The organism is Citrobacter sp. RHB21-C05 (genome assembly GCF_013889015.1).
Lineage (GTDB): Bacteria > Pseudomonadota > Gammaproteobacteria > Enterobacterales > Enterobacteriaceae > Citrobacter_A > Citrobacter_A sedlakii.
This window is the reverse complement of sequence record NZ_CP057611.1, coordinates 2,384,300-2,408,408: the sequence shown is the minus strand read 5'-3', so window position 1 is coordinate 2,408,408 and position 24,109 is coordinate 2,384,300. Positions and strand designations below refer to the sequence as shown.

Here is a 24,109-nt window from a genome sequence, read left to right as displayed (position 1 = left end):
AGGCACTATGGCCGCGTTGCCGGATAAAGAGAAGCTATTACGTAATTTTCAACGTTGCGCGAACTGGGAAGAAAAGTACCTGTATATTATCGAGCTGGGTCAGCGACTACCGATGCTGTCTGAAAACGATCGCGTTGCTGATAATAAAATTGAGGGCTGTCAGAGCCAGGTCTGGATTGTGATGCGCCAGAACGGGCAGGGAGTGATTGAGCTTGAGGGCGACAGCGATGCGGCCATCGTAAAGGGGCTGATTGCGGTGGTGTTTATTTTGTATCACCAGATGACGCCGCAGGATATTGTTAATTTTGATGTCCGCCCGTGGTTCGAAAAAATGGCGCTCACCCAACATCTCACCCCGTCCCGCTCCCAGGGGCTTGAAGCGATGATCCGCGCGATTCGCACGAAAGCTGCAACTCTTAGCTAAACTTAACAGACGCACGCTGTAAAATACCTGACAGGACGCAGGTGCGTCTTGTCAGGCTTGCAGGTTCGCGAGCCTCGTAGTCCGGATGCGGCATTCACTGCCGTCCGGCATCAACGCCAGGGGGGTGACATATGAAACGCGCGTCTTTATTAACACTTATGCTTATCGGCGCTTACAGTGCTTTACAGGCTGCCTGGGCGGTGGATTATCCACTGCCGCCGGCAGGAAGTCGTCTCATTGGTCATAATCAAACGTATACGGTGCAGGCGGGGGATAAAAATCTCCAGGCCATCGCCCGTCGCTTTGATACCGCCGCGATGCTCATTCTGGAGGCAAACAATACCATCGCTCCGGTGCCGAAACCCGGTACGTTAATCACTATCCCGTCGCAAATGCTGCTGCCCGACGCGCCGCGTGAAGGGATCATCGTGAATCTCGCAGAGCTACGTCTGTACTATTATCCGCCGGGGGAAAATATCGTGCAGGTCTATCCTATCGGTATTGGTCTGGAGGGGCTGGAAACGCCGGTGATGGAAACGCGGGTAGGGCAGAAAATACCGAACCCGACGTGGACGCCGACAGCGGGCATCCGCAAGCGATCTCTTGAGCGGGGAATAACCCTGCCTGCGGTCGTCCCTGCCGGGCCGAATAACCCGCTTGGACGCTTTGCGCTGCGTCTGGCGCATGGAAACGGTGAATACCTTATCCATGGCACCAGCCAGCCGGACAGCGTCGGGCTGCGCGTCAGCTCCGGCTGTATTCGTATGAATGCGCCAGACATTAAAGCGCTGTTCGCTTCCGTACGAACCGGAACGCCGGTTAAGGTCATCAACGAGCCGGTGAAATACGCCGTTGAGCCGAACGGTATGCGGTATGTTGAAGTTCACCGACCGCTGTCGCCGGAAGAGGAACAGAATGTGCAGACCATGCCGTATGTTCTGCCTGCCGGTTTCACCCAGTTCAAAGCGATGAAAGAGGTCGACAATACGCTGGTGGACAAAGCATTGTATCGGCGCGCCGGGTATCCGGTAGCCGTTTCTTCCGGACAGACGCCAGCGGTGGCGGCAACCCCCGTGGTACAGTCAGCGCAGAATGGTGGGTTAACGCAAGAAACGCAAACGCAGTAGCAGGAAAGGCAAACGAAGGGCAAAAAAAATGGCGCACAATGTGCGCCATTTTTATTACGCAGGTACTATTACTTACGGTATTTAGTAGCCTGGTTGTCCAGACGCTGGTTAGCGCGAGCTGCGTCGTCTTTAGCAGCCTGAACGTCGGAACGCATTGCGTTCACGTCGTTGCTCAGCTGGTCAACTTTAGCGTTCAGAGTCTGAACGTCAGAAGACAGCTGATCGATTTTAGCGTTGCTGGAGCAACCAGCCAGCAGAGTAGAACCCAGGATTACCGCGCCCAGTACCAGTTTAGTACGATTCATTATTAATACCCTCTAGATTGAGTTAATCTCCATGTAGCGTTACAAGTATTACACAAAGTTTTTTAGGTTGAGAATATTTTTTTGATGAGAAGATGCTTATTTTTGATCGTTCGCTCAAAGAAGCATCGAAATGTCGGAATGTATCTAAAAAACTGAGGGAAAACAGGCTGCTTCCATCGGATTCGTCTTAGATAATCGGCAATTAGATAGTGAAATCCGATTTGCTTTTTTATTAATAGCGGCTATTGATGAAATAAAAAAAGCGCCGCGAGGGCGCTTTTTTAAACCAATTAATTCATTCAGGAATTATTACAGCACGTGAACAGAGGCGGTGTTAGTGGTGCCGCTCGGAACCAGCGCGCCAGAAACCATCACGACCACGTCGCCTTTCTGTGCCAGACCGCTCTGTTGGGCAACTTCTTTACCCAGGCGGTAGAAATCATCCGTAGAATTGATTTCTTTGACTAGTTGCGGCACAACGCCTTTACTGAGCACTAACTGACGCGCGGTCACTTCATTGGTGGTCAGCGCCAGGATGGTCGCATCCGGGAAGTACTTACGTACGGCGCGTGCAGATTTACCGCCCTGGGTCGCGACCACGATCAGCGGCGCTTCCAGTTTTTCAGCGGTTTCAACAGCACCACGGCACACGGCTTCAGTGATGCGCAGCTTACGGCTGTCGTTGTTGAAGTCCAGACGGCTGGTCATCACGCGGTCGGTACGCTCGCAGATGGTCGCCATGATAGAGACCGCTTCCAGCGGGTATTTGCCTTTCGCGGATTCGCCGGACAGCATGACGGCATCGGTTCCGTCGAGGATGGCGTTCGCCACATCGCCAGCTTCTGCGCGGGTTGGGCGTGGGTTTTTGATCATGGAGTCGAGCATTTGCGTCGCGGTGATCACCACTTTACGCGCGCGGATACATTTTTCGATCATCATCTTCTGCGCGAAGATCACTTCTTCGACCGGGATTTCTACGCCAAGGTCGCCACGGGCAACCATGATGCCGTCGGACGCTTCGAGGATTTCGTCGAAGTTGTTCAGGCCTTCCTGGTTTTCAATTTTGGAGATGATCTGGATGTTTTCGCCGCCGTGCGCTTTCAGGTGCTCACGAATCTCAACCACGTCAGAGCGCTTACGGATAAAGGATGCGGCAACGAAGTCAACGCCTTGCTCGCAGCCGAAGATCAGATCCTGTTTATCTTTTTCCGCCAGGGCTGGCAGGGCGATAGAGACGCCCGGCAGGTTTACGCCTTTGTTCTCGCCCAGGTCGCCGTTGTTCAGCACTTTACAAATCACTTTGTTGCCTTCGATGGCGGTCACTTCCATGCCGATCAGACCGTCGTCGACCAGTACGGTGTTGCCGACGGCGAGGTCAGCGGTGAAACCTTCGTAAGTTACAGCGACGATTTCGCTGTTACCCACAACGGATTTGTCGGTGGTAAAAGTGAAGGTCTGGCCTGCTTTCAGGGACACGTCGTTGCCGCCTTCCAGCTTGATGGTACGGATTTCCGGACCTTTGGTATCCAGCAAAATCGCGGCTTTCTTGCCGGTTTTACTCATGACGTTGCGCAGGTTCTGGATACGCTGACCGTGTTCTGCATAATCACCGTGAGAGAAGTTCAGACGCATGACGTTCATGCCCGCGTCCAGCATTTTGGTTAACATCTCTTCAGATTCGGTTTTCGGGCCGATGGTGCAAACAATTTTCGTCTTTTTCATGACAGTCTTAGTCTTTAAGTTGAGAAGGATATGGGAAGCTGGCTTCCGGCGCGCACCGCCAGGAAGCGAAACCGGTATTACGAAAGTGGTGGTGCCTCGCTCTAAGGATAGGTGACATCGAAAAAGCGTGCAGAGGAATGTGTGCTTGTGTTTCAGCCCAACGGAAAGGGACGTTTTGTGTACGCTGAGTTTTACAGGCCAATGTGCTGAAACCATTCAAGAGACAGTTGGCGCGCATTATACGCTGTTTTTTTCCAAAAAGGAAAATGAAAACAGCGTTTCAAAATACATCTGGGCAGTTTCACAACAAACTGTATTTAAAGGAAACGTAATGCCCAAAATCATTCGCGCAATTTATGGTTCAGTTGCGCAACAATGAGATATTCCTCCTGGTTATAACCAAATTCTTTTTTATTCATTTCAATTTATTAGCGGCCTCACTACACTCGTTTGGACATCCATACTGCTAAATAGCGAACACGTTGTCGGGAAAACCATTCTCCGCAGCGGATACCGGAACCTTATGATTGTCCTGAAAAATATCTCAAAAGTGTTTACGCCAGGCAGGCAAACTATTACCGCTGTCGATAACGTTAATCTGAAGGTCGAACAGGGGCAAATTTACGGCATTATTGGTTACAGCGGCGCCGGGAAAAGCACGCTGATACGCCTGTTGAATGGGCTGGAAAAACCCACGACCGGCAGCGTGACGATTAACGGTCATGATATTTCCGCCGCCAGCGGTGAAGCCTTGCGCCAGGCACGCCTTAAAATCAGTATGGTGTTTCAGCATTTTAATCTGCTGTGGTCGCGCACCGTCAGTGAAAACATCGCATTTTCAATGCAAATTGCGGGTGCGCCAAAAGCCAAAATCAAGGCGCGAGTGGCTGAACTGATTGCGCTGGTAGGGCTGGCCGGGCGAGAAAATGCCTATCCGTCACAGCTCAGCGGTGGTCAAAAGCAGCGGGTCGGTATTGCACGCGCGTTAGCAAACAATCCGGACGTTCTGCTGTGCGATGAAGCGACTTCCGCGCTCGACCCGCAGACCACCGACCAGATTCTGGAACTGTTACTCGATATTAACCGTCGCTTCAGGCTAACGATTGTCCTTATTACCCATGAAATGCATGTGGTGCGCAAAATCTGCGATCGCGTCGCGGTAATGGAGAACGGCAACGTGGTGGAGGAAGGTGACGTACTCAGCGTATTTACTCACCCGCAGCGACCCATTACCCGTCAGTTTGTCCGTCAGGTAGGGCAGTACGCTGATGAAAAAACCTTTAATCCCCAACTGGCAGGTGGGTTGGGCGGTACGGTCATTAAACTCACGTTTACCGGGCACAGCACCCATCAACCCATCGTCGGCGAGCTGACCCTGCGTTATGGTTTGCCGTTTAATATCCTGCACGGAAAGATGACGCAGACGGCGCACGGCGTATTTGGACAACTGTGGCTGCACGTGGCGGCTTCCGGGGAGCAACTGGCGAATATCCTGACCGATCTGCAAAACAGCGGCATTGAAGGTGAGGTCATTCAAAATGACTGAGACACTGTTTCCGCATCTGAAATGGGAGCAACTTTTTGCCGCCACCCTGGAGACGCTCTATATGACCGCGCTTTCCGGCATTGCGACCTTTGCGCTTGGACTCCTGTTGGGTCTGGCGCTGTTCTTAACGGCTCGCGGCGGGCTTTTTCAAAACCGCGCGCTGTATAGCATCATTTCACTGGTGGTGAATATTTTTCGCTCAATCCCGTTCATCATTCTGATCGTCCTGCTGATCCCCGTCACGAAGGCACTGATTGGTACTATTCTTGGCGCAAACGCCGCGCTGCCTGCACTGATCGTCGGCGCCGCGCCGTTTTATGCCCGCCTGGTCGAAATTGCGCTGCGCGAAGTGGACAAAGGGGTGATTGAAGCAACGCGTTCAATGGGAGCGCGTTTGAGTACGCTCATTTTTCGGGTTTTGCTGCCTGAATCATCACCCGCTCTGGTGTCAGGTATCACCGTGACGCTGATCGCGCTGGTTAGCTATAGCGCGATGGCTGGGGTGATTGGGGCTGGTGGTTTAGGGAATCTCGCTTATCTGGAAGGATTCCAGCGCAACCACAACGACGTCACGCTGGTGGCGACGATTACCATTCTGGCAATCGTCTTCATAATTCAGTTTTGCGGCGATGTGATCACTTCTCTGTTAGATAAACGCTAAAAATACGGAAACCCTCATCATGAAAAAATCGCTGACATTACTGGCTGCAGCCACCCTGAGCGCTATGAGCTTTGCGTCCTGGGCGGAAACCCTGACCGTTGGGGCATCTAACGTGCCACATGCTGAAATTCTCGAACAGGCGAAGCCGATTCTGGCTAAACAAGGCATCGAATTAGAGATCAAACCGTTTCAGGATTATATCCTGCCAAATACCGCGCTGGCCGGGCGCGAAATTGACGCCAATTACTTCCAGCATGTTCCTTACCTTAACAGCGTCCTGAAGGACCATGCGGATGATAAAACCTACGACTTCGTTAGCGCCGGTGCTATTCACATTGAGCCGATTGGGATTTATTCAAAAAAGGTCAAAACGCTGAAGGAACTGCCGGAAGGCGGCAAAATCATTATGCGTGACGCGGTATCGGAAGAAGGGCGTATTCTGTCAATCTTCGAAAAAGAAGGCGTTATAAAGTTGAAGCCGGGTGTGGATAAGGTCAGTGCGCGTATCAGTGATATCGTGGAGAACCCCAAAAAGCTGACATTCCTGCCTAACGTTGAAGCCGCGCTGCTGCCGCAGATGTATAACAATGATGAGGGTGACGCGGTGGTTATCAATGCAAATTACGCTATTGATGCAGGTCTGGATCCGGTCCACGATCCGATCGCCGTGGAAAGCGGCGAAAATAACCCCTACGCCAACATCATTACTGTACATCGCGGCGACGAGAAGAAAAAAGATATCGTGGCGCTGGTTAATGTACTTCATTCGAAAGAGATTCAGGACTGGATCCGCACGAAGTACAAAGGCGCGGTGATTCCGGTTAATCAGTAAAAATGTCTCCGATCGGCATCCGCCATTAACGGTCTGTGCAGACCCTGGCGGATGCCGGAATAGTGATCCGGTTAGTTAATTGATTTTCTTTAGCTTTTTGTCTTCATTCGTCAGGTGTTATATGCTGTAAGCATGTAGCCTGCAACGGAGAGACAAAAATGGGAAACCTGACAAAAGATGATGAACTGTACCGGGAGATGTGCAGAGTCGTGGGAAAAGTGGTGCTGGAAATGCGCGATCTGGGTCAAGAACCGAAGCATATTGTCATCGCCGGTGTTTTACGTACCTCACTGGCTAATCAGCGTATTCAACGCTCTGAACTGGAAAAACGGGCTATGGAAACGGTGATCAACGCGCTGGCAGGATAATCTATATAATAAGGGATGGCGGCATCCCTTATCAAAATTACTGGAAATTTTAAGCAGCAATACTGTATCGAATGTCAAGAATATAATGCGTCAACGTTTAAACTGAGCATAACGCTATTTTTGGCTGTCAGAGTTAATATTGGGAACAGCTTCACAATTAATTTGAAAATAATGAAATGCCGCTTCATCTCATCTAAATGAGAATAAATATCACTTCTTTTTTATTATTTCCCTTCCCCAATTTAGTTGATAACGATCAAAGTTATACATACCGAATAAACCCATTATTTATTTCGCCTAACCCTAAAGGATTAGTAAGTTTGCATTAAATCATGTCATTTATTCGATTCGGTTATGGCAGGAACTTCAGCTGTGGGAGACAACGTCAGGGCGCTGTTTGACGTATGAGAAATTGGCCTGGTTACGGTTGTCAACACTGCGTTTACGAAGAGGATGCGAAATTAATGAACCAGGTTGATCGTCCAATATTAAATCCAGGTTTAACGCGGCTGGAATTCTTGCGTTTGACGGGAAAAGGTCTGGCGGGGCTAACCATTGCCCCAGCGCTGCTGTCGCTTTTTGGCTGTAAGCAGGAAGATGTGGACAGCGGCACCGTCGGGTTGATTAACACGCCGAAAGGAGTACTGGTGACGCAGCGTGCGCGTTGTACCGGCTGTCACCGCTGTGAAATTTCCTGCACCAATTATAACGATGGCGCGGTGGGGACCTTCTTTTCCCGCATCAAAATTCACCGGAATTATTTCTTCGGTGATGAGGGTGTCGGTTCCGGCGGCGGCCTGTATGGCGATCTGAACTATACACCGGATACCTGTCGCCAATGTAAAGATCCACAATGCATGAAGGTTTGTCCTGTCGGGGCGATCACCTGGCAGCAGAAAGACGGCTGCATTGCTGTTGATCATCGACGTTGTATTGGCTGTAGCGCTTGCACCACCGCTTGTCCCTGGATGATGGCCACCGTCAATAGCGAAACGAAAAAATCGTCAAAATGCATTTTATGCGGTGAATGCGCCAATGCCTGCCCGACCGGGGCATTAAAAATCATTGAGTGGAAAGATATTACTGTTTGAGTCTTACAAAGGAAAACATTATGGCTAACGGTTGGACAGGTAATATTTTACGGGTCAATCTTACTACAGGCGATATTACCCTTGAAGATTCCAGTAAATTTAAAAAATTCATCGGCGGAATGGGCTTCGGCTATAAGATAATGTATGACGAAGTGCCTCCGGGTACGAAGCCTTTTGACGAAAGTAATAAACTGGTATTTGCGACGGGACCGTTAACCGGTTCCGGAGCGCCCTGTAGCTCTCGCGTGAATATCACATCGCTTTCCACTTTCACTAAGGGAAACTTGGTTGTTGATGCCCATATGGGGGGCTTTTTTGCGGCGCAAATGAAATTTGCCGGTTATGACGCCATTATTATCGAGGGCAAGGCGGCGTCTCCTGTGTGGATTAATATCAAAGACGAAAAGGTGACGATCGAGAAAGCCGATTTTTTATGGGGGAAAGGCACTCGCGCGACCACCGAAGAAATTTGCCGCATGACCTCCGCGGAAACCTGCGTGGCGGCAATTGGCCAGGCAGGTGAAAACCTCGTTCCGCTCTCTTGCATGCTTAACAGCCGCAACCATAGCGGCGGCGCCGGAACCGGGGCGATCATGGGATCGAAGAACCTGAAAGCCATTGCGGTTGAGGGCACAAAAGGGGTAAATATCGCCGATCGCAAAGAGATGAAACGTCTGAACGATTATATGATGACGGAACTGATTGGCGCGAATAACAACCACGTTGTACCAAGCACTCCGCAAGCGTGGGCGGAATATTCTTCTCCAGCCTCGCGCTGGACGGCGAGGAAGGGGCTTTACTGGGGGGCCGCCGAAGGCGGGCCTATCGAGACAGGCGAAATTCCCCCGGGGAATCAAAATACCGTCGGTTTCCGTACCTACAAATCCGTCTTCGATCTGGGTCCGGCCGCAGAAAAATACACCGTCAAAATGAGCGGCTGTCACTCCTGTCCAATCCGCTGCATGACGCAGATGAATATTCCCCGGGTGAAAGATTTCGGCGTACCGAGCACCGGCGGCAACACCTGCGTGGCAAACTTTGTGCACACCACCATTTTTCCGAACGGACCGAAGGATTTTGAGGACAAAGACGATGGGCGCGTCATCGGAAATCTTATTGGCCTGAACCTGTTCGATGACTACGGTATCTGGTGCAACTACGGCCAGCTGCACCGTGATTTTACCTACTGCTACAGCAAAGGGGTCTTTAAACGCGTATTACCTGCCGAAGAATATGCGTCAATTCCGTGGGATCAACTGGAGGCGGGCGATCCTCATTTCATCAAGGATTTTTATTATCGTCTGGCTCACCGTGTCGGCGAACTCAGTCATCTCGCGGATGGTTCATATGCCATCGCAGAGCGTTGGCAACTGGGCGAGGAATACTGGGGTTATGCGAAAAACAAACTGTGGTCCCCGTTTGGGTATCCGGTACATCACGCTAACGAAGCCTCCGCTCAGGTCGGAGCGATTACTAATTGCATGTTCAACCGCGACTGCATGACCCATACGCACATTAATTTTATTGGCTCCGGTTTGCCGTTGAAACTTCAGCGAGAGGTGGCGGCAGAGCTGTTCGGCTCTGAAGATGCTTACGACGAAACCAAAAATTATACGCCGATTAACCCGGCTAAAATCCGTTACGCCAAATGGACCCTGCTGAAGGTCTGTCTTCATAACGCTGTCACGCTCTGTAACTGGGTCTGGCCGATGACGGTATCGCCGCTGAAAAGCCGTAACTACCGGGGCGATCTGGATCTGGAAGCGAAATTCTTTCAGGCGGTAACCGGTGACGAAACCACCCAGGCAAGCCTCGATCTGGCCGCTGAACGTATCTTTACGTTGCATCGGGCATACACGGTGAAACTGATGCAGACCAAAGATATGCGCAACGAACACGATCTTATTTGTTCATGGGTATTCGACAAAGACCCGGCTATTCCGGTCTTTACTGAAGGCACCGATAAGATGGATCGAGACGATATGCGCGAGTCGCTAACCCTGTTTTATCAGGAAATGGGCTGGGATCCTGAGCTGGGTTGCCCAACGCGTGACACGTTGATTCGGCTTGGACTGGATGACGTGGCGGCTGACCTGGCCGCGCAGAATTTGCTGCCAGCGTAAGGAAAGCCTTATGAGCCATCTGGAGGAAGTCGGCGCGGAAGCGACGACGGACGTGGATCTCGAAAAACGGCAGTGGCTGCAGGCGCTACGTTTGCATGACGCGGATAGTGCGCCTGTTGAACCGGCAAGCCCCGCAGAGATAATGGCTGATTTTATTCGCCAGCATACGGCGGCAGGACAGCTTGTGGCGCGCGCACTGTTTCTACAGCCGCCGTATTCGATGGAAGAAGCCGAGCTTGCGCCATTATTGGCCGCTCTCGTTGAGGGGGAGGTGGGCGCGGATATCGCGTGTGTGCACGGCGCCCAGGAGGTTTATTTCTACTCAACGGACAGCATGAGCGCCAACTATGCCGACATGTGTGTGCAGGTGCTGGAAAAGGATCTTTGTCGGGCAATCGCTCAGGCGGTGCGTTTTGAATGTCAGACGTATCCGCGCCCGTACAAGGTCGCTATGCTGGAACAGTCGCCTTACCACTTCGAGTCTGCGCAGATCGCCGCCGCGCTGGCGGCGATCGAAACACATCCCGACTATGCCGATATTCGCCCGGTGACGTCATCCAACGGCGTTCCGTATCTCTTTAGCGAGCGCTATATGCGTTATGGCAAAGCCTATGGGTTGTGCGAATGGCTGGAAGTTGAACGGTTTCAGAATCCCTGAATTCATGGATAGCGTGGCGAGGGCGACCACCGCATTAGAGGATAACAAGATGTCCTTCACTCGACGAAAATTTGTGCTTGGCATGGGGACGGTCATTTTTTTCAGCGGACCGGGCCAGTCGCTGCTGGCGAATACGACACAAGGCGGAACGGCGCGCTATGTCATGATCCACGACGAAACGCGCTGCAACGGTTGTAACATTTGCGCCCGCGCCTGTCGCAAAACCAATCATGTTCCTGCGCAGGGAAGCCGCTTATCGATCGCGCACATCCCTGTCACCGAGGATGAAAACGAAACCCTGTATCATTTTTTCCGCCAGTCTTGTCAGCACTGCGACGAGGCGCCGTGCATTGACGTCTGCCCAACCGGCGCGTCCTGGCGTGATGAGCAGGGGATTGTTCGCGTAAATGCGTCACGCTGTATTGGTTGCAGCTATTGTATTGGCGCCTGTCCCTACCAGGTGCGCTATCTGAATCCTCACACCAAGGTGGCGGATAAATGCGATTTTTGCGCAGAGTCGCGACTGGCGAAAGGGTTCCCGCCCATCTGCGTCTCGTCTTGTCCGGAACATGCACTGCTCTTTGGACGCGAAGATAGCCCTGAAATCCAGCGCTGGCTGCAGGACAATAAATATTATCAGTATCAGCTTCCTGGCGCAGGCGAGCCTCATCTTTATCGTCGGTTCGGTCAACATTTGATTAAGAAGGAAAATGTATGAACGCGTCGCAGAGTGCCGAACAATTTCACGCCCAACTGGCGAGCTACGTGCCGCTGTTTTCCCCTGAGTACTGGCCAGTCTGGCTGGTTATAGCGGGCGTGTTGCTGGTAGTGATGTGGCTGGTGCTGGGGCTGCACGCCTGGCTTCGTTTTCGCGCCGTTCGCAAGGTCGCGGCCGCGCATGGCGAGAAAGTTTATTTGTATTCAAAAGCGGTGCGCTTGTGGCACTGGTCTAACGCGTTATTGTTTATCCTTTTGCTTGCCAGTGGGCTCATTAACCACTTTTCGCTGGTCAGTCCGTTGGTGACTAAAAGCGTGTTGGCGGTACATGAAATCTGTGGATTTATGCTACTGGCATGCTGGGTGGGCTTTGTGTTGATTAACGCCCTGGGCGGCAATGGTCATCATTATCTCATTCAGCCGCATGGCTGGTTGGCGAGAGCGAAGAAACAAACCCGTTTTTATCTGTACGGCATTTTACAAGGAGATGCGCACCCGTTTCCGGCTACGCCACGGGCGAAGTTTAACCCGTTACAGCAGGCAGCTTATGTCGGGGTGATGTACGGCTTGCTGCCGCTGCTGTTATTGAGCGGTCTTCTTTCGCTGTATCCACAGGCCACAGGGGATGTCCTTCCCGGCGTACGCTATTGGCTGCTTCAGGCGCATTTCGCGCTGGCCATCGTTAGCCTGTTTTTTATCTTTGGACATCTGTATCTGTGCACCACGGGACGAACGCCCGGGGAGACATTCCGTTGCATGGTCGATGGCTATCACCGGCATTAACCGATGATTGTGACGCGAGAGGATTTACGCAACTGGCGGGTTGGAAAAGTGATGTACCGCTGGTTCCTGCGGCGTTTTCCGGAAGGCGGCAGTTATGCTGACGTACATCGTGCGTTAAGCCGTGACGGGTATATCGACTGGGCAAACAGCCTGGTGGAGTACGCCTGGTCACGCTGGATAGACGAAGAAAACTTTGTCCGGCAGGATATTTTCGCCATGTCCTCACCGATGCTGCCTGACGTCGTAACGAGTGTTCGGCAGATTGCCAACGCCGCGGATAACGCCCGTCTGGGATGCGCGGACGATAACATGAAAATCGCCAGTGTGGGTTACGCGGCGCAGATTGCCAGTGCGGGCGACTGTGTGCGGCTTGGCAGCATGGGCTATAACAGTCATATCAGCAGTTCGGGCGATCGCGCCAGAATCGCAGCCGCGGGAAACTCCACGCGAATTAGCAGCGCAGGTAACGGCACGCGTATCGCCAGTAGCGGGATGCGCGTTCGGGTCAGCGCGGTGGGAGAGAGAAGCCATATTGCCAGCAATGGCGATCTCACGCAGATCGTCAGCTTCGGCGCCAGCGCCAGAATTGCCAACAGCGGCGACAATGTACACATTATCTGCAACGGCGACAACGCCGTGATAGCCAGTACAGGCGTGGTCGACGCCATCGTGCTTGGGCCAGGCGGGTGTGCGGCGTTGGCTTATCATGACGGTGAGCGAATGCGTTTTGCGGTGGCCGTGGAAGGTGAAAAAGGAATTCGGGCAGGGGTGAAATACCGTCTCGACGATACGCATCAGTTTGTCGAGTGCTGAGTCACTCCTGACAGATATGCTGATGCAGCAGGATGTTGGTCGGATAGCACGTTACGCTGCTATCCGACACAACCGTGTTACTTTCGGGCGTTTTCCGACCCTGATATTACGTCGCTTTTTATGTCAGATTTTGCACGCATCGCCGCAGTCATCATCGGCGATCACCGATTCTGCTTTTTTGTCCGCATCTTCCAGACGTTCCGCGTTGCGCGTTTGTGCTTCATCCAGTCCGTCAAAAACCAGATTGTCGAGATCAATTTCCATTACTCACCTGCATGATTTCATTTTTGAGATGCGACCAGTATAGGACAAGAATGCCGGGGGTTGCATGTGCAAAATCTGCGATGTTAACGATCGAAGAAATAGAGACGGCGGCAAACGCGGCCTGCCGGGGACAAGACGGTTTTCGCCATCGCCGCACCGATTTCCGGGTAAGCGGTAATGCCGCCACGGTGTAAAGTGCGGACGTAACGATACCGGACGATTGCTATTCCTTCGCGCATCCTCTGCCATACTTACTTTTGTTCAAACCGGAACGGGAGTGAAGATGATTATACTGTGTAAAGCCTGCGGCACATCGTATGACGACAGCCAGCGTAACGTAGCGCGCTGTCCTGTTTGTGATGATGAACGGCAGTATGTGCCGGTATCAGGGCAGGAGTGGACGGATTTTGACGCGCTGGTGTCCAGCCACGCCAACAAATGGCGTCAGGTCACACCGTCGCTTTTTACCCTCAAAACGGTTCCCTCATTTGCGATAAACCAGCGGGCGTTTCTGCTCAGAACGCCCGCGGGGAATATCCTTTGGGATTGTATCGCCAATCTCGATCCGGCGACCCGGACGTTGATTGCCGCCCTGGGCGGTCTGCGCGCCATCGCCATTTCGCATCCGCACTACTACACCACCATGCAGGACTGGGCGGCAGAGTTTAACGCCCCGGTTTATCTTCATGCCGACGATCGGCGCTGGATCATGCGCGACAGCCCGTTTATACAGCGATGGAAAGGCGACACTCTCGACGTGCTGCCGTCCGTGACGCTGCTGCGGCTCGGCGGCCATTTTGCAGGCGGCACCGTCCTGCACTGGCGAGAGGGCGCCGGAACGATCCTTGCAGGCGATATTCTTCAGGTCACACCCGGCGCGAACGCCGTCTCCTTTATGTGGAGCTACCCCAACATGCTGCCGCTGTCCGCAGCTTGTGTCGCGGCGATTGCCCGGCGACTGCAAGACGTTTCATTTGAACAGCTGTACGGCGCGTTTGAAGGTCAGGACATTACGGCTCATGCGCATGAGATTGTGCTGCGCTCGGCAGAGAAATATCTCTCCTGTCTGCAATAACACCAGACGTTTTTGCAACATTGCCAGCACGCGTTGGGAGCGAGCTTATGAAGAAAAAACAGAAGTGGTACAGCCAGGCGGTGATCTATCAAGTCGATACTTCACTCTTTTATGATGCGAATGGCGATGGCTTCGGCGATATTGCCGGGATCGCTGAAAAGCTGCATTACATCCGCAGTCTTGGCGCGACAGCCATCTGGATCACGCCGTTTTACCTTACGCCGTTTCGCGATGAAGGCTACGATATCGCAGACCATCTGCAACCGGATCCTCGTTTTGGGGTGATTGCTGATGTGATTGAGTTTATCGAACAGGCCCGGGCGCTGGGCCTGCATGTGATCATCGAACTGGTGATTCAGCATACCTCTTCTGAACACATGTGGTTTCAGGAGGCCAGACGCAGTCCCGATTCGTTCTATCGGGACTTTTATTTGTGGGCCGATACCCCCCCGGAAAAAGACGATCCGCCCATGTTTCCAGGGGTGGAGGAATCCGTCTGGCGCTGGGATGAACAGGCTCAACAATTCTACCGGCATATGTTCTATCGTCATGAGCCCGATCTCAATCTCACCTCAAAGGCGGTTATCCACGAAATCGAAAATATCGTGCGCTTCTGGCTGAAGATTGGCGTGTCTGGTTTTCGCCTCGACGCGGCCTCTCACTTAACCAAACAGGCCGGAGGCGGTAACGACAAAAAGGGGTACTGGATCCTTGAGCAGTTGCGCGGGCTGATAGAAAGCGTGAATCCGGAAGCGATCCTGCTGGGCGAAGTTGATGTTGCCCCGCAGGAGTATCGCAACTACTTCGGCAAAAACGATCGGCTGCATATTGCGCTGAACTTTTGGGTGAATAAATATTTTTATGTCAGCCTGGCGGAGAAGAAAGCACTGCCGCTTGCCGGGGCGCTCAGTAAGATGATTGTGCCGCCGGATGGCTGCTGCTTTGCCAACTGGCTGCGAAATCACGATGAGCTGGATCTCGAGGGGATCGGCGAGGTAAATAAGCAAAAGGTGCTGGACGCGTTTGCCCCTGACGAGGATATGTATGTTTACCAGCGAGGGTTACGCAGACGGCTGGCGCCGATGCTGTCAGGGAATATCGAACGGCTGGCGTTTTGTCACGCGGTGCTGTTGTCGCTGCCTGGTGTACCGGTTATCCGCTACGGTGATGAAATCGGAATGGGTGACGATCTTAGCCTGAAAGAGCGCTATTCGGTCAGAACGCCGATGCAGTGGTCGGCAGATAAAAATGGCGGATTTTCCACTGCGGATACGTCGCGCTTATTCAGACAACCGATCGCGTCCGGCCCGTGGCGCTATAAAAAAGTCAACGTAGAGCGGTCGCAGCTAAGCCGCCATTCTTTGTTGCACCGGGTGCGTCATATGGTGAATATTCGGGCGGAACTGCATGAAATTTGTCAGGCGCCGTGGAAGATTATTCCGCTCAAACAGGAGGCCGTGTTCGCCATTCTTTACCATGGCGAGCAGCGTGATGTTCTGGCGCTGGCCAATTTCAGTGAAAAGCCGGTTAAGGCAGCGCTAAAAAACATTGCGGACGGCTACTGGGAAGCCTGCCTGGCAGACAAGGGGTATGACGATACGCTTCGGGGCGGGAAGGCCGTGCCGCTCCTCCTGAACGGCTACGGCTACCGCTGGTTTTCCCGTCGGCGCGATTAGCGTTTTTTACGCCGCGCTATCAGCCCGATCACCAGCGCAAGGGTGGTCAGCGCGGCGCCTGCGGCGAGCTTACCGGGGAAGTCAGATGACAGGGTGAACGCGCGTGTTTTTGCGCCTTCGCTGAATTCACCGTGAGTGGGATGATTGCCCCGTCGGGGCGTGTAGAGAATGTCCGCACTGTCATGGGGACTGGGATCATCGGTAAGCTGGCCTTCCCAGGCTTTCTTTACCATCAGCCGGTCGAGCCAGCGGGGAAAGAAAAACTGGCCGACGATTGACTGTACGGTACTTTTCCCAACCCACAGTTCGCGAACCGGACGTTTCACCACGCTAAATACCGCTTCTGCGGCGACTTCGGGCTGGTACACCGGTGGCACAGGTTGCATCGCCGCGTCCATTTTGTTGCGCGACCAGCCAAACTGCGGGGTATTCATTCCCGGCATTTGTACCATCGTGATATGCACCTTGCTGTGCTCATGCATCAGTTCGGTGCGTACGGCGTCAGTAAAGCCGCGGATGGCCGCTTTGGCGCCACAGTAAGCAGACTGAAGGGGAATCGAGCGGTAGGCTAACGCGGAACCGACCTGGATGATAATGCCTCTGTCTCGCGGCGCCATCATCGCCAGCGCCGCGCGGGTACCATTAACGAAGCCCAGATAGGTCACTTCGGTGACGCGCTGAAACTCTGCGGGGGTGATTTCCCGAAACGGTGACAGTACCGTTGTCATGGCGCTGTTAACCCACACATCAATGGCGCCCAGCCGACTTTCAATCATTTCCGCTGCGTCGTGAGTGGCATTGGCTTTGGAGACATCGACGCTAATACCCAGCGTTTTCACGCCATATTTTTCGCACTCCTCACAGGTTTCCTGAAGACCTTCGTCATCTCTGGCTATCACCGCAACGTCATATCCAGCCTGCGCGAAACGCACAGAGATTGCTTTTCCTGCTCCGGCGCTACCTCCGGTAATAACCACAACAGACATACACACCTCTCATCCGCAAAACGCGCCAGTGGCGACAGACATGACTTAACATGTAGTGCCTGGTTGGCTGTCTGTCTATCTGATGCGAGGTTTAAAGGACGGAAAGGAAAATGCACAGGAAAGAGAAGAAAGGGGGCATAGCCCCCTCTGGATGCGTCATTTACGCCACGTGGCTGTGGTTTAACTGGCTTAGCGGCACGTTAACATCAAAGACTTTGGCGATGACTTCATTGACACCAAGATTCTTTAAACGCGCGCTATGCTTTTCCAGATACGCGAGGGCGGTCTCTTCGCTTTCAAAAAGGTAGATGCCGCCAGCCTCTTTATTTTGTTCACTTTCAGTCCATACTTTCCAGATAAAGCCGGGTTCCTGGTTAATGGATTCGGCCAGTCCGCGCAGTTGTTCCGTCATTTCCTGCCCGAACGGGCCGTTAAACGCAAAGTGAAGCTGTAATAATTTGGCCATCGTACTCTCCTTTTGAAAAGACCATCATAACGCTATTTCTCAGCCTGCAAATGCTCAACGTGAAGAGGATTGTCCGAGCCTGCGACCTGTACTGGCGATCGTACCACCAGACTTGGCAACGCCAGCTCCACCTCTAGCTCATTCAGCGCTTCAATAATACGAATATTAATCTCCTGCTGTATATCCATATATTTGTTGTAGTCGGCTGTGTTTACAATATGCACGACTTCAAAGGTCAGGCGATCCTGATTAAAGGCGAGAAAATGCGCGCGGTCGAATTTCGTTTCGCCGACATCCTCAATGATTTTTTTTACCGTATCGCCAATCAGGCGCAGCTTTTCAGGCGGCGTGGAGGTGGCGACGCCAAAGGTAAAAACAATGCGGCGCGTTTGCATGCGCTTGTAGTTGTGAATGGTTTGCTGCAGCAGTTGCGCGTTGGCGCAAACAATCTGCTCGCCGCTGAGGCTGCGGATACGCGTTGTTTTCAGACCAATATGCTCAATTGTCCCTGCGACGTCATTGAACACCACGAAGTCACCAATTTCGAAAGGCTTATCAAAACCAATCGATAGCGAGGCGAAGACGTCGCTGAGAACGGTCTGCACCGCCAGCGCGATGGCGATACCGCCAACCCCGAGACTTGCTACCAGCGCGGTAATATCCACCCCAGCGTTTGCCAGAATCGACAGCAGCATCATGGACCAGACAACCACGCGCAGAATCATCCCAAGAATAACCAGGGTGACCGGATTTTTATGCGTACCGGGCGCGTGTAGCAGATGGCGCATCCACGACTGTACCCCCTGATCCAGCCAGATGGCGATTTGAATGGCGATCACGAGAAACCATGCGTGGCTCAGGCTTGCAAACAGCCGATCGGGGAGGGCGACGAAGCGCAAACTGAACAGGAATGCGGCAAAGAAAATCAGCAATTTGCTGGTTCGCTTTAACATGTCAAACACGATCACCCGTAACCCCGGATGCTTAATCTCCTTGTGATCGCGACGCTCAATGGTTCTGTAAATGAAATTCAGCAGCCAGTTGATGAGCCAGTAGGTGATTAAGGTGACAACGAAAACGATGCCAAGATTGATCCAGAATGTCGCTGACATTAGTACAGTAACGACGTTAAGCCGTGCCAGATACTCCATCTTACCTCCCATAACAAAACGTTAACGGTAAAGTATAGACAGCATAGACCGGGTGGCACGGATCCCCGGGCAATTCGCCTGTTAACAGAATTTACTGAAAGACGGTAAGCCTGCTGAACATCGCCCGCGGGGGAAGCAGGACGCGGCGGCTGTTATGAAACAGCCGTTAGGGCTGTCTCAGACAGTCGAATAAGGATCGTATGGCGGGGCTAAAAGCAACGTCGTTTCGGTAGCACAGGCACAGCCTGCGCAACGCCCAGCCATCACGTAGCGCAACGATCGCAAAAGGATAGCGGCTCTGATAACGCGCGGCGATGACGGCGGGAAGAATCGCCACGCCGGTGCCGTGTGCCACCATCTCGCATAATCCCTCATAGTGATTCAACCGAATGCGGATATTAAGCGCCAGGCCAGCATGTGCTGCGTTTTGTTCAATATGGCGTTGCAGGGCACGAGTGGAATAAAGCGCCACCATTGGCGCCGCAATAATATCCACGAAAAAAAGCGCCTCCTTACCCGCAAGCGGATGCGTTAGCGGGACGATCAGCACGAGCGGATCCTCCGCGACGGGCTCCCGTTTGAGCATGCCGGCGGCCACGGCGTCTGAAACAATGCCGGCATCTGCCTCACCTGACAGTAAGCTGCTGACAATATCGGTGCTGGCGCGTTCTTCGGTTTCGATATGTATCCCCGGATGGGAGGCCAGCCAGGCGGCGAGTTTACCCGGCAGAAATGTGGTCAGCGCTGAGCTGTTAGCATAAAGCCGAAGCGTCTCCTGATGACCCGCGGCAAGGGCGACCATTTCCTCGCGCAACCGCCGATGTTGCTCAAGGATGATGCGGGCATGGCGCTCCACTGCCTCTCCTGCTGTCGTTAATGAGATCCCGCGCGGATGACGCAGCAACAAGGGCATTCCAGAGTTTCCTTCCATTTTTCGGAGTCGTTCGCTGGCGGACGCCAGTGCCAGGTTGGCTGCAGAGGCCCCGCCGGTGATGCTGCCGGCATCCACGATACAGATAAACAATTGCAGGTCGGCCAGATCAAAACGCATTTATTTCCGCCTTCGGTTTTTCCGTAGTTGCCGAGGAAAATACCGCATTGTGGCGGCTCCGGCCAGATGTTCCAATGCCGCTCTGTTCAACAATGTGGGCCAGCAAGATGAATGAACCCCTTTATTTGTATTGTTTCCTGATATTTATTGCCGCAGGCTGGGTCAAAGGTGTGACTGGCATGGGGTTGCCGACGGTGGCGATGGGGCTGCTTGGTACGGTTATGCCGCTGGCTGAAGCGGCGGCGCTTCTGGTTATCCCTTCGCTGGTGACGAATCTCTGGCAATTGTTTTCGGGGCCTATCTTACAAGAGGTATTCCAGCGTCTCTGGCTGATGATGATGTTTATCGTCATCGGCACGGTTGTGGGGTCGTTTCTGCTGGTCAGTATTCCGCCGCTGTGGGCAGGCGTTGGCCTGGGCGTCGCGCTTATCATTTACGCCAGCTATGCGCTATGCCGTCCTGCAATGCACGTCTCAGCGCGGTTAGAACGTCGGTTGTCGCCTGTCATGGGACTGGTCACTGGCTTTGTCACCGGCGCCACCGGTGTCTTTGTCATGCCCGCCGTGCCATGGCTTCAGTCGCTGCGTTTCGGGCGTGATGAGTTGGTTCAGGCGTTGGGCCTCTCGTTTACCGTCTCGACGATTGCGCTAGCTGCAGGACTGTATCTGCATGATGCTTTTCATGTCAGGCAACTGTCCCTGTCGGGGATGGCGATTATCCCCGCTCTCCTTGGGATGTGGCTGGGACAAAAAATTCGGGCACGGATCGGCCTGCGGCTGTTCAGGCTATGTTTCTTGCTGTTTCTGACAGTGCTGGGGCTGGAGATGATCTCACGTCCGTTACTTGCGTGATCCGCCAAAACGGATATTCCAGTAAACCTGACGGTTTTTTCGACGGAGAATCGGCTTTACAGCGAAGTGGCGAGTAAGAAACCGGTAGCGTGATGGAGATCGCAAAATTCCGCTTTGTCGTATTGAAAATCAACGCTACGGACATATATGAAAAACGGGTAAGGGTAAACAACACCTGCCCGTAAGACATGAACTTTTTGAATATTTTCTTTACTGTTCAGGAGGTACATGATGACGCTCAGAACGTTTCCCGTATTACACGATCTCTCCGACTCTCTGTTTGCGGACCGCTTTAACCGCATCGATCGCCTTTTCAGCCAACTAACCGGCAGCACGCCGTTGCCCTCCACGCCTTCGTACAATATCCGGCGGCTGGAGGATAACCGCTATGAGCTCACCCTCAGCGTGCCGGGCTGGAAAGAGAGCGAGCTGGAAATTGAAACCGTCGGCGGTCAGCTGAATATCAGCGGTAAACGTGAAGAGGAGAAAACAGAACACGGCGAAGAGGGATGGATCCACCGGGGGATCAGCCGCAGCGACTTCCGCGCCAGCTACAGTCTGCCGGAGCATGTCAACGTCACCGGCGCGTCGCTGGAAAACGGTTTGCTGACAATCGCGTTGCTACAGGATATACCGGAAGAGGAGAAACCTCAGCGTATTGCCATAAACGCGAACCCGGTGCTTGAACATAAGCCGTAATCTTTAACTGACGTTGTTTTACGCCCGGCGCATGTCGGGCGTTTTTCATCAATGCGGTCTGATGCTAACGCGACACGGAAGCGTGAGGAGAAAAACAGAGTGAGCGTAAAGAAAGAAAAAGAGAGAAAGTAACGGGAATAACAGAAAGATAGCTGAATGGTGCGTCCGAGTGGACTCGAACCACCGACCCCCACCATGTCAAGGTGGTGCTCTAACCAACTGAGCTACGGACGCACTGTACAGAAAGATGGTGCGTTCAATTGGACTCGAACCAACGACCCCCACCATGTCAAGGTGGTGCTCTAACCAACTGAGCTATGAACGCAACGTTGTAGGTGACAACGGGGACGAATATTAGCGGCAGAGAGGGAATGAGGCAAGAGGGAAAGGGTTATTTTCTTTCGGTTTTCGCTCGATTGCGGAGGAAGTGCGCAAAGTGACGAGAGAATAGCCGCCAGAAGGCGGCTATTGCAGATTTAACGCGCAGCGCGCTGAAGAATAACCGTCGAGGGCTGACGCTGCAGGAAGCGCATACGCAACATCATCATAATGGCGGCTGACGTCAGACCGATAATAAAGCCCATCCAGAATCCCGCAGGACCCATACGGTCCACCACCAGATCGGTCAGCGCAAGGATGTAACCGCTGGGTAGACCCAGGACCCAGTAAGCGACAAACGTAATATAGAAAATCGAACGCGTGTCTTTGTAACCACGCAGAATGCCGCTGCCGATCACCTGAATAGAGTCAGAAATTTGGTAAATTGCCGCCAGCAGCATCAGTTGGGCAGCCAGTGTCACCACCTCAGGATTATCGTTATAGAGCAGGGCGATCTGCTCACGCAGCGATACGGTGAAAATGGCGGTGATGCAGGCCATGCAAACGCCCACACCTATCCCGGTACGCGCTGCGGTTTGCGCATCCAGTGTCGAACCTTGCCCCAGACGATAGCCCACACGAATGGTAACCGCTGCCGCAAGCGACATCGGTAGCACGAACATCAGCGAACTGAAGTTGAGCGCAATCTGATGACCTGCCACGTCGACAATGCCCAGGGGGGACACCAGCAGCGCCACGACCGCAAACAACGTCACTTCGAAAAATAAGGCCAACGCGATGGGCAATCCCAGTTGTACCAGGCGTTTCATCACTACGCCATCGGGCTTACTGAAGCGTTCGGCGTTACGAATGTCGCGCATGGAGCGAGCGTGTTTAACCCACGAAATCATGGCGACAAACATCACCCAGTAAACGGCCGCTGTCGCCACGCCACAACCGACGCCGCCCAGTTCTGGCATCCCGAAATGGCCATAAATAAACACATAGTTCACCGGAATGTTGACCAGCAGGCCGATAAAACCCATCACCATCCCCGGTTTGGTTTTTGCCAGACCTTCGCACTGGTTACGCGCCACCTGAAAGAACAGATACCCCGGTGCGCCCCACAGCAGCGCGCGGAGATAGCCGACGGCTTTATCTGCCAGCGCAGGATCGATGTTATGCATGGCGCGGATAATGTATCCGGCGTTCCACAGCACAATCATAATGGCAACCGAGACAAAGCCTGCCAGCCAGAAACCCTGACGGACCTGATGGGCGATGCGCTCGCGTCGGCCTGAGCCGTTGAGCTGCGCGATAACCGGCGTTAACGCCAGCAGCAGTCCATGGCCAAATAAAATGGCCGGCAACCAGATGGAGGTACCAATCGCCACTGCCGCCATGTCGGTAGCGCTGTAGCCTCCCGCCATGACGGTATCCACAAAACCCATTGCGGTTTGGGCGATTTGCGCAAGAATCACCGGTATTGCCAGAGCCAATAACTGACGCGCTTCGCTAATATACTTCTGCACGTGAACACCTATATTTTGTTGTTATAAGAGAGACTAAAAAAGCCGCCAGCAAGGGCAGCAAGAAGAAGATGCGGGGAAATTTCAGTCTATTGTAGCGAGGAATGGATATTTCTCCAGTGAAAAAACAGGCGCGGGGGGCGCTTCGCTGGCAACCTGATTTTCCAACTGCTATTGTGGCAGGCAGAAATGGTTGAACTGAATTTGGGAGTTGCAGTTATGTTTACGGGTATTGTGCAGGGCACCGCCAGAGTGGTGTCTGTTGATGAAAAACCAAACTTTCGCACCCATGTCGTGGAATTACCTGAATACATGCTGGACGGGCTGGAGACGGGCGCGTCGGTCGCGCATAACGGCTGTTGTCTGACCGTGACCGACATTAACGGCAGCCACATCAGTTTTGATCTGATGAAAGAGACGTTGCGTATTACCAATCTTGGCGAGCTGAAAGCGGGGGATCAGGTAAACGTTGAACGTGCGGCGAAATTCAGCGATGAAATTGGCGGTCATTTGATGTCGGGTCATATCATGACCACGGCAGAGGTTTCTAAGATTTTGACCTCAGAAAATAATCGCCAGATTTGGTTTAAAGTTCAGGATCCGACCTTAATGAAATATATCCTCTACAAAGGATTTATTGGCATTGACGGGATCAGTCTGACGGTAGGCGAAGTGACCGCGACGCGCTTTTGCGTTCACCTGATTCCGGAAACGATTGAGCGCACAACGCTTGGCAAGAAAAAGTTGGGCGCGCGGGTGAATATCGAAATTGACCCGCAAACCCAGGCGGTGGTTGATACGGTAGAACGGGTACTGGCGGCGCGGGAAGCGGCGACAGTCCGGTCGACAAGCGAAGCGTAACCCGTAAAGCCC

General features: G+C 53.0%; 25 protein-coding genes, 2 tRNA genes and 1 pseudogene. 17 read left to right on the top strand and 11 right to left on the bottom strand.

From position 1 onward, the window contains the following. Positions 1-7: 7 nt before the first annotated feature. Together sufE and HVX72_RS11550 are read left to right on the top strand one after the other, a co-directional pair. Entirely contained in the window at positions 8-424 is a 417-nt protein-coding gene (sufE, locus tag HVX72_RS11555) for a cysteine desulfuration protein SufE (protein ID WP_042282726.1), read from the top strand. Positions 425-555: 131 nt separating this feature from the next. Further along, positions 556-1,551 (top strand): L,D-transpeptidase family protein, encoded by a 996-nt coding sequence (locus tag HVX72_RS11550; protein WP_181821405.1) that lies wholly within the window; start codon positions 556-558, stop codon positions 1,549-1,551. 68 nt (positions 1,552-1,619) lie between these two features. Here HVX72_RS11550 and lpp read toward each other — a convergent pair whose 3' ends face one another. The 3 genes from lpp to HVX72_RS22195 form a co-directional block, all read right to left on the bottom strand. Further along, positions 1,620-1,856 carry a murein lipoprotein Lpp gene (lpp, locus tag HVX72_RS11545; protein ID WP_001082307.1) on the bottom strand — a complete coding sequence of 79 codons (237 nt, stop codon included), beginning with the start codon at positions 1,854-1,856 and terminating at the stop codon, positions 1,620-1,622. A gap of 309 nt (positions 1,857-2,165) precedes the next feature. Further along, a complete protein-coding gene (pykF, locus tag HVX72_RS11540) occupies positions 2,166-3,578 on the bottom strand; it encodes a pyruvate kinase PykF (protein WP_042282731.1) in 1,413 nt (470 codons plus the stop codon). A 7-nt stretch (positions 3,579-3,585) separates the two neighbouring features. Next, entirely contained in the window at positions 3,586-3,780 is a 195-nt protein-coding gene (locus HVX72_RS22195) for a hypothetical protein (protein WP_248316086.1), read from the bottom strand. Between the two features lie 321 nt (positions 3,781-4,101). On the opposite strand from HVX72_RS22195, the gene HVX72_RS11535 reads away from it, so the two are divergent. From HVX72_RS11535 to ydhT, 10 genes and pseudogenes are all read left to right on the top strand, one after another. Then, positions 4,102-5,124: an ATP-binding cassette domain-containing protein gene (locus tag HVX72_RS11535; RefSeq protein WP_181821404.1), complete on the top strand. Its 1,023-nt coding sequence runs from the start codon at positions 4,102-4,104 to the stop codon at positions 5,122-5,124. Continuing rightward, positions 5,117-5,785 (top strand): methionine ABC transporter permease, encoded by a 669-nt coding sequence (locus HVX72_RS11530; protein ID WP_181821403.1) that lies wholly within the window; start codon positions 5,117-5,119, stop codon positions 5,783-5,785. Before HVX72_RS11535 ends, HVX72_RS11530 begins: the two co-directional genes overlap by 8 nt. Positions 5,786-5,804: 19 nt before the next feature. Continuing rightward, on the top strand, positions 5,805-6,617 hold the full coding sequence (locus HVX72_RS11525) for a MetQ/NlpA family ABC transporter substrate-binding protein (RefSeq protein WP_060569686.1): 813 nt from the start codon (positions 5,805-5,807) through the stop codon (positions 6,615-6,617). Between the two features lie 158 nt (positions 6,618-6,775). Then, on the top strand, positions 6,776-6,985 hold the full coding sequence (gene fumD / locus HVX72_RS11520) for a fumarate hydratase FumD (protein WP_042282732.1): 210 nt from the start codon (positions 6,776-6,778) through the stop codon (positions 6,983-6,985). A gap of 404 nt (positions 6,986-7,389) precedes the next feature. Further along, positions 7,390-8,019, top strand: a pseudogene (locus tag HVX72_RS11515) (ferredoxin-like protein); the annotation flags it as partial. Between the two features lie 77 nt (positions 8,020-8,096). Continuing rightward, the gene (locus HVX72_RS11510; protein WP_042282735.1) at positions 8,097-10,199 is read left to right on the top strand and encodes an aldehyde ferredoxin oxidoreductase; all 2,103 of its coding nucleotides are present in this window, start codon (positions 8,097-8,099) and stop codon (positions 10,197-10,199) included. 10 nt (positions 10,200-10,209) lie between these two features. Next, the gene (locus HVX72_RS11505; protein WP_181821401.1) at positions 10,210-10,857 is read left to right on the top strand and encodes a YdhW family putative oxidoreductase system protein; all 648 of its coding nucleotides are present in this window, start codon (positions 10,210-10,212) and stop codon (positions 10,855-10,857) included. A 49-nt stretch (positions 10,858-10,906) separates the two neighbouring features. Then, on the top strand, positions 10,907-11,575 hold the full coding sequence (locus HVX72_RS11500) for a 4Fe-4S dicluster domain-containing protein (RefSeq protein ID WP_072014927.1): 669 nt from the start codon (positions 10,907-10,909) through the stop codon (positions 11,573-11,575). Further along, positions 11,572-12,357 carry a thiosulfate reductase cytochrome B subunit gene (phsC, locus tag HVX72_RS11495; RefSeq protein ID WP_042282738.1) on the top strand — a complete coding sequence of 262 codons (786 nt, stop codon included), beginning with the start codon at positions 11,572-11,574 and terminating at the stop codon, positions 12,355-12,357. The genes HVX72_RS11500 and phsC overlap by 4 nt, the downstream gene beginning before the upstream one ends. 3 nt (positions 12,358-12,360) lie before the next feature. Further along, the gene (ydhT, locus tag HVX72_RS11490) at positions 12,361-13,170 is read left to right on the top strand and encodes a protein YdhT (RefSeq protein WP_181821400.1); all 810 of its coding nucleotides are present in this window, start codon (positions 12,361-12,363) and stop codon (positions 13,168-13,170) included. A gap of 123 nt (positions 13,171-13,293) precedes the next feature. Here the strand turns inward: ydhT and HVX72_RS11485 are convergent, their stop codons facing one another. Then, positions 13,294-13,434, bottom strand: coding sequence for a hypothetical protein (locus tag HVX72_RS11485; RefSeq protein WP_120714875.1), 141 nt, complete (start codon positions 13,432-13,434; stop codon positions 13,294-13,296). Between the two features lie 283 nt (positions 13,435-13,717). Between HVX72_RS11485 and HVX72_RS11480 the strand changes: the two genes are divergently transcribed. Then, positions 13,718-14,509 (top strand): MBL fold metallo-hydrolase, encoded by a 792-nt coding sequence (locus HVX72_RS11480; RefSeq protein WP_181821399.1) that lies wholly within the window; start codon positions 13,718-13,720, stop codon positions 14,507-14,509. A gap of 47 nt (positions 14,510-14,556) precedes the next feature. Next, entirely contained in the window at positions 14,557-16,185 is a 1,629-nt protein-coding gene (locus tag HVX72_RS11475) for an alpha-amylase family protein (RefSeq protein ID WP_181821398.1), read from the top strand. Here HVX72_RS11475 and HVX72_RS11470 read toward each other — a convergent pair. The 4 genes from HVX72_RS11470 to HVX72_RS11455 form a co-directional block, all read right to left on the bottom strand. Next, positions 16,182-17,171: an SDR family oxidoreductase gene (locus tag HVX72_RS11470; RefSeq protein ID WP_042282747.1), complete on the bottom strand. Its 990-nt coding sequence runs from the start codon at positions 17,169-17,171 to the stop codon at positions 16,182-16,184. The genes HVX72_RS11475 and HVX72_RS11470 overlap by 4 nt on opposite strands. 160 nt (positions 17,172-17,331) lie before the next feature. Continuing rightward, positions 17,332-17,637: a monooxygenase gene (locus tag HVX72_RS11465; protein WP_042282748.1), complete on the bottom strand. Its 306-nt coding sequence runs from the start codon at positions 17,635-17,637 to the stop codon at positions 17,332-17,334. 32 nt (positions 17,638-17,669) lie between these two features. Continuing rightward, positions 17,670-18,788 (bottom strand): mechanosensitive ion channel family protein, encoded by a 1,119-nt coding sequence (locus tag HVX72_RS11460; RefSeq protein WP_042282750.1) that lies wholly within the window; start codon positions 18,786-18,788, stop codon positions 17,670-17,672. A gap of 166 nt (positions 18,789-18,954) precedes the next feature. After that, entirely contained in the window at positions 18,955-19,839 is an 885-nt protein-coding gene (locus HVX72_RS11455; RefSeq protein WP_181821397.1) for a LysR substrate-binding domain-containing protein, read from the bottom strand. A 107-nt stretch (positions 19,840-19,946) separates the two neighbouring features. Here HVX72_RS11455 and HVX72_RS11450 point away from each other — a divergent pair, with 107 nt between their 5' ends. Then, entirely contained in the window at positions 19,947-20,690 is a 744-nt protein-coding gene (locus HVX72_RS11450) for a sulfite exporter TauE/SafE family protein (RefSeq protein ID WP_181821396.1), read from the top strand. 228 nt (positions 20,691-20,918) lie between these two features. After that, a complete protein-coding gene (locus HVX72_RS11445) occupies positions 20,919-21,389 on the top strand; it encodes an Hsp20 family protein (protein ID WP_084588962.1) in 471 nt (156 codons plus the stop codon). A 157-nt stretch (positions 21,390-21,546) separates the two neighbouring features. Here HVX72_RS11445 and HVX72_RS11440 read toward each other — a convergent pair. The 3 genes from HVX72_RS11440 to mdtK form a co-directional block, all read right to left on the bottom strand. Continuing rightward, positions 21,547-21,623 (bottom strand) — tRNA-Val (locus tag HVX72_RS11440). 14 nt (positions 21,624-21,637) lie between these two features. Continuing rightward, positions 21,638-21,714 (bottom strand) — tRNA-Val (locus HVX72_RS11435). A 151-nt stretch (positions 21,715-21,865) separates the two neighbouring features. Next, on the bottom strand, positions 21,866-23,239 hold the full coding sequence (gene mdtK / locus HVX72_RS11430) for an MdtK family multidrug efflux MATE transporter (protein WP_042282755.1): 1,374 nt from the start codon (positions 23,237-23,239) through the stop codon (positions 21,866-21,868). A 216-nt stretch (positions 23,240-23,455) separates the two neighbouring features. Here mdtK and HVX72_RS11425 point away from each other — a divergent pair, with 216 nt between their 5' ends. Then, positions 23,456-24,097, top strand: coding sequence for a riboflavin synthase subunit alpha (locus tag HVX72_RS11425; protein WP_181821395.1), 642 nt, complete (start codon positions 23,456-23,458; stop codon positions 24,095-24,097). The last annotated feature ends 12 nt before the right edge of the window (positions 24,098-24,109 follow it).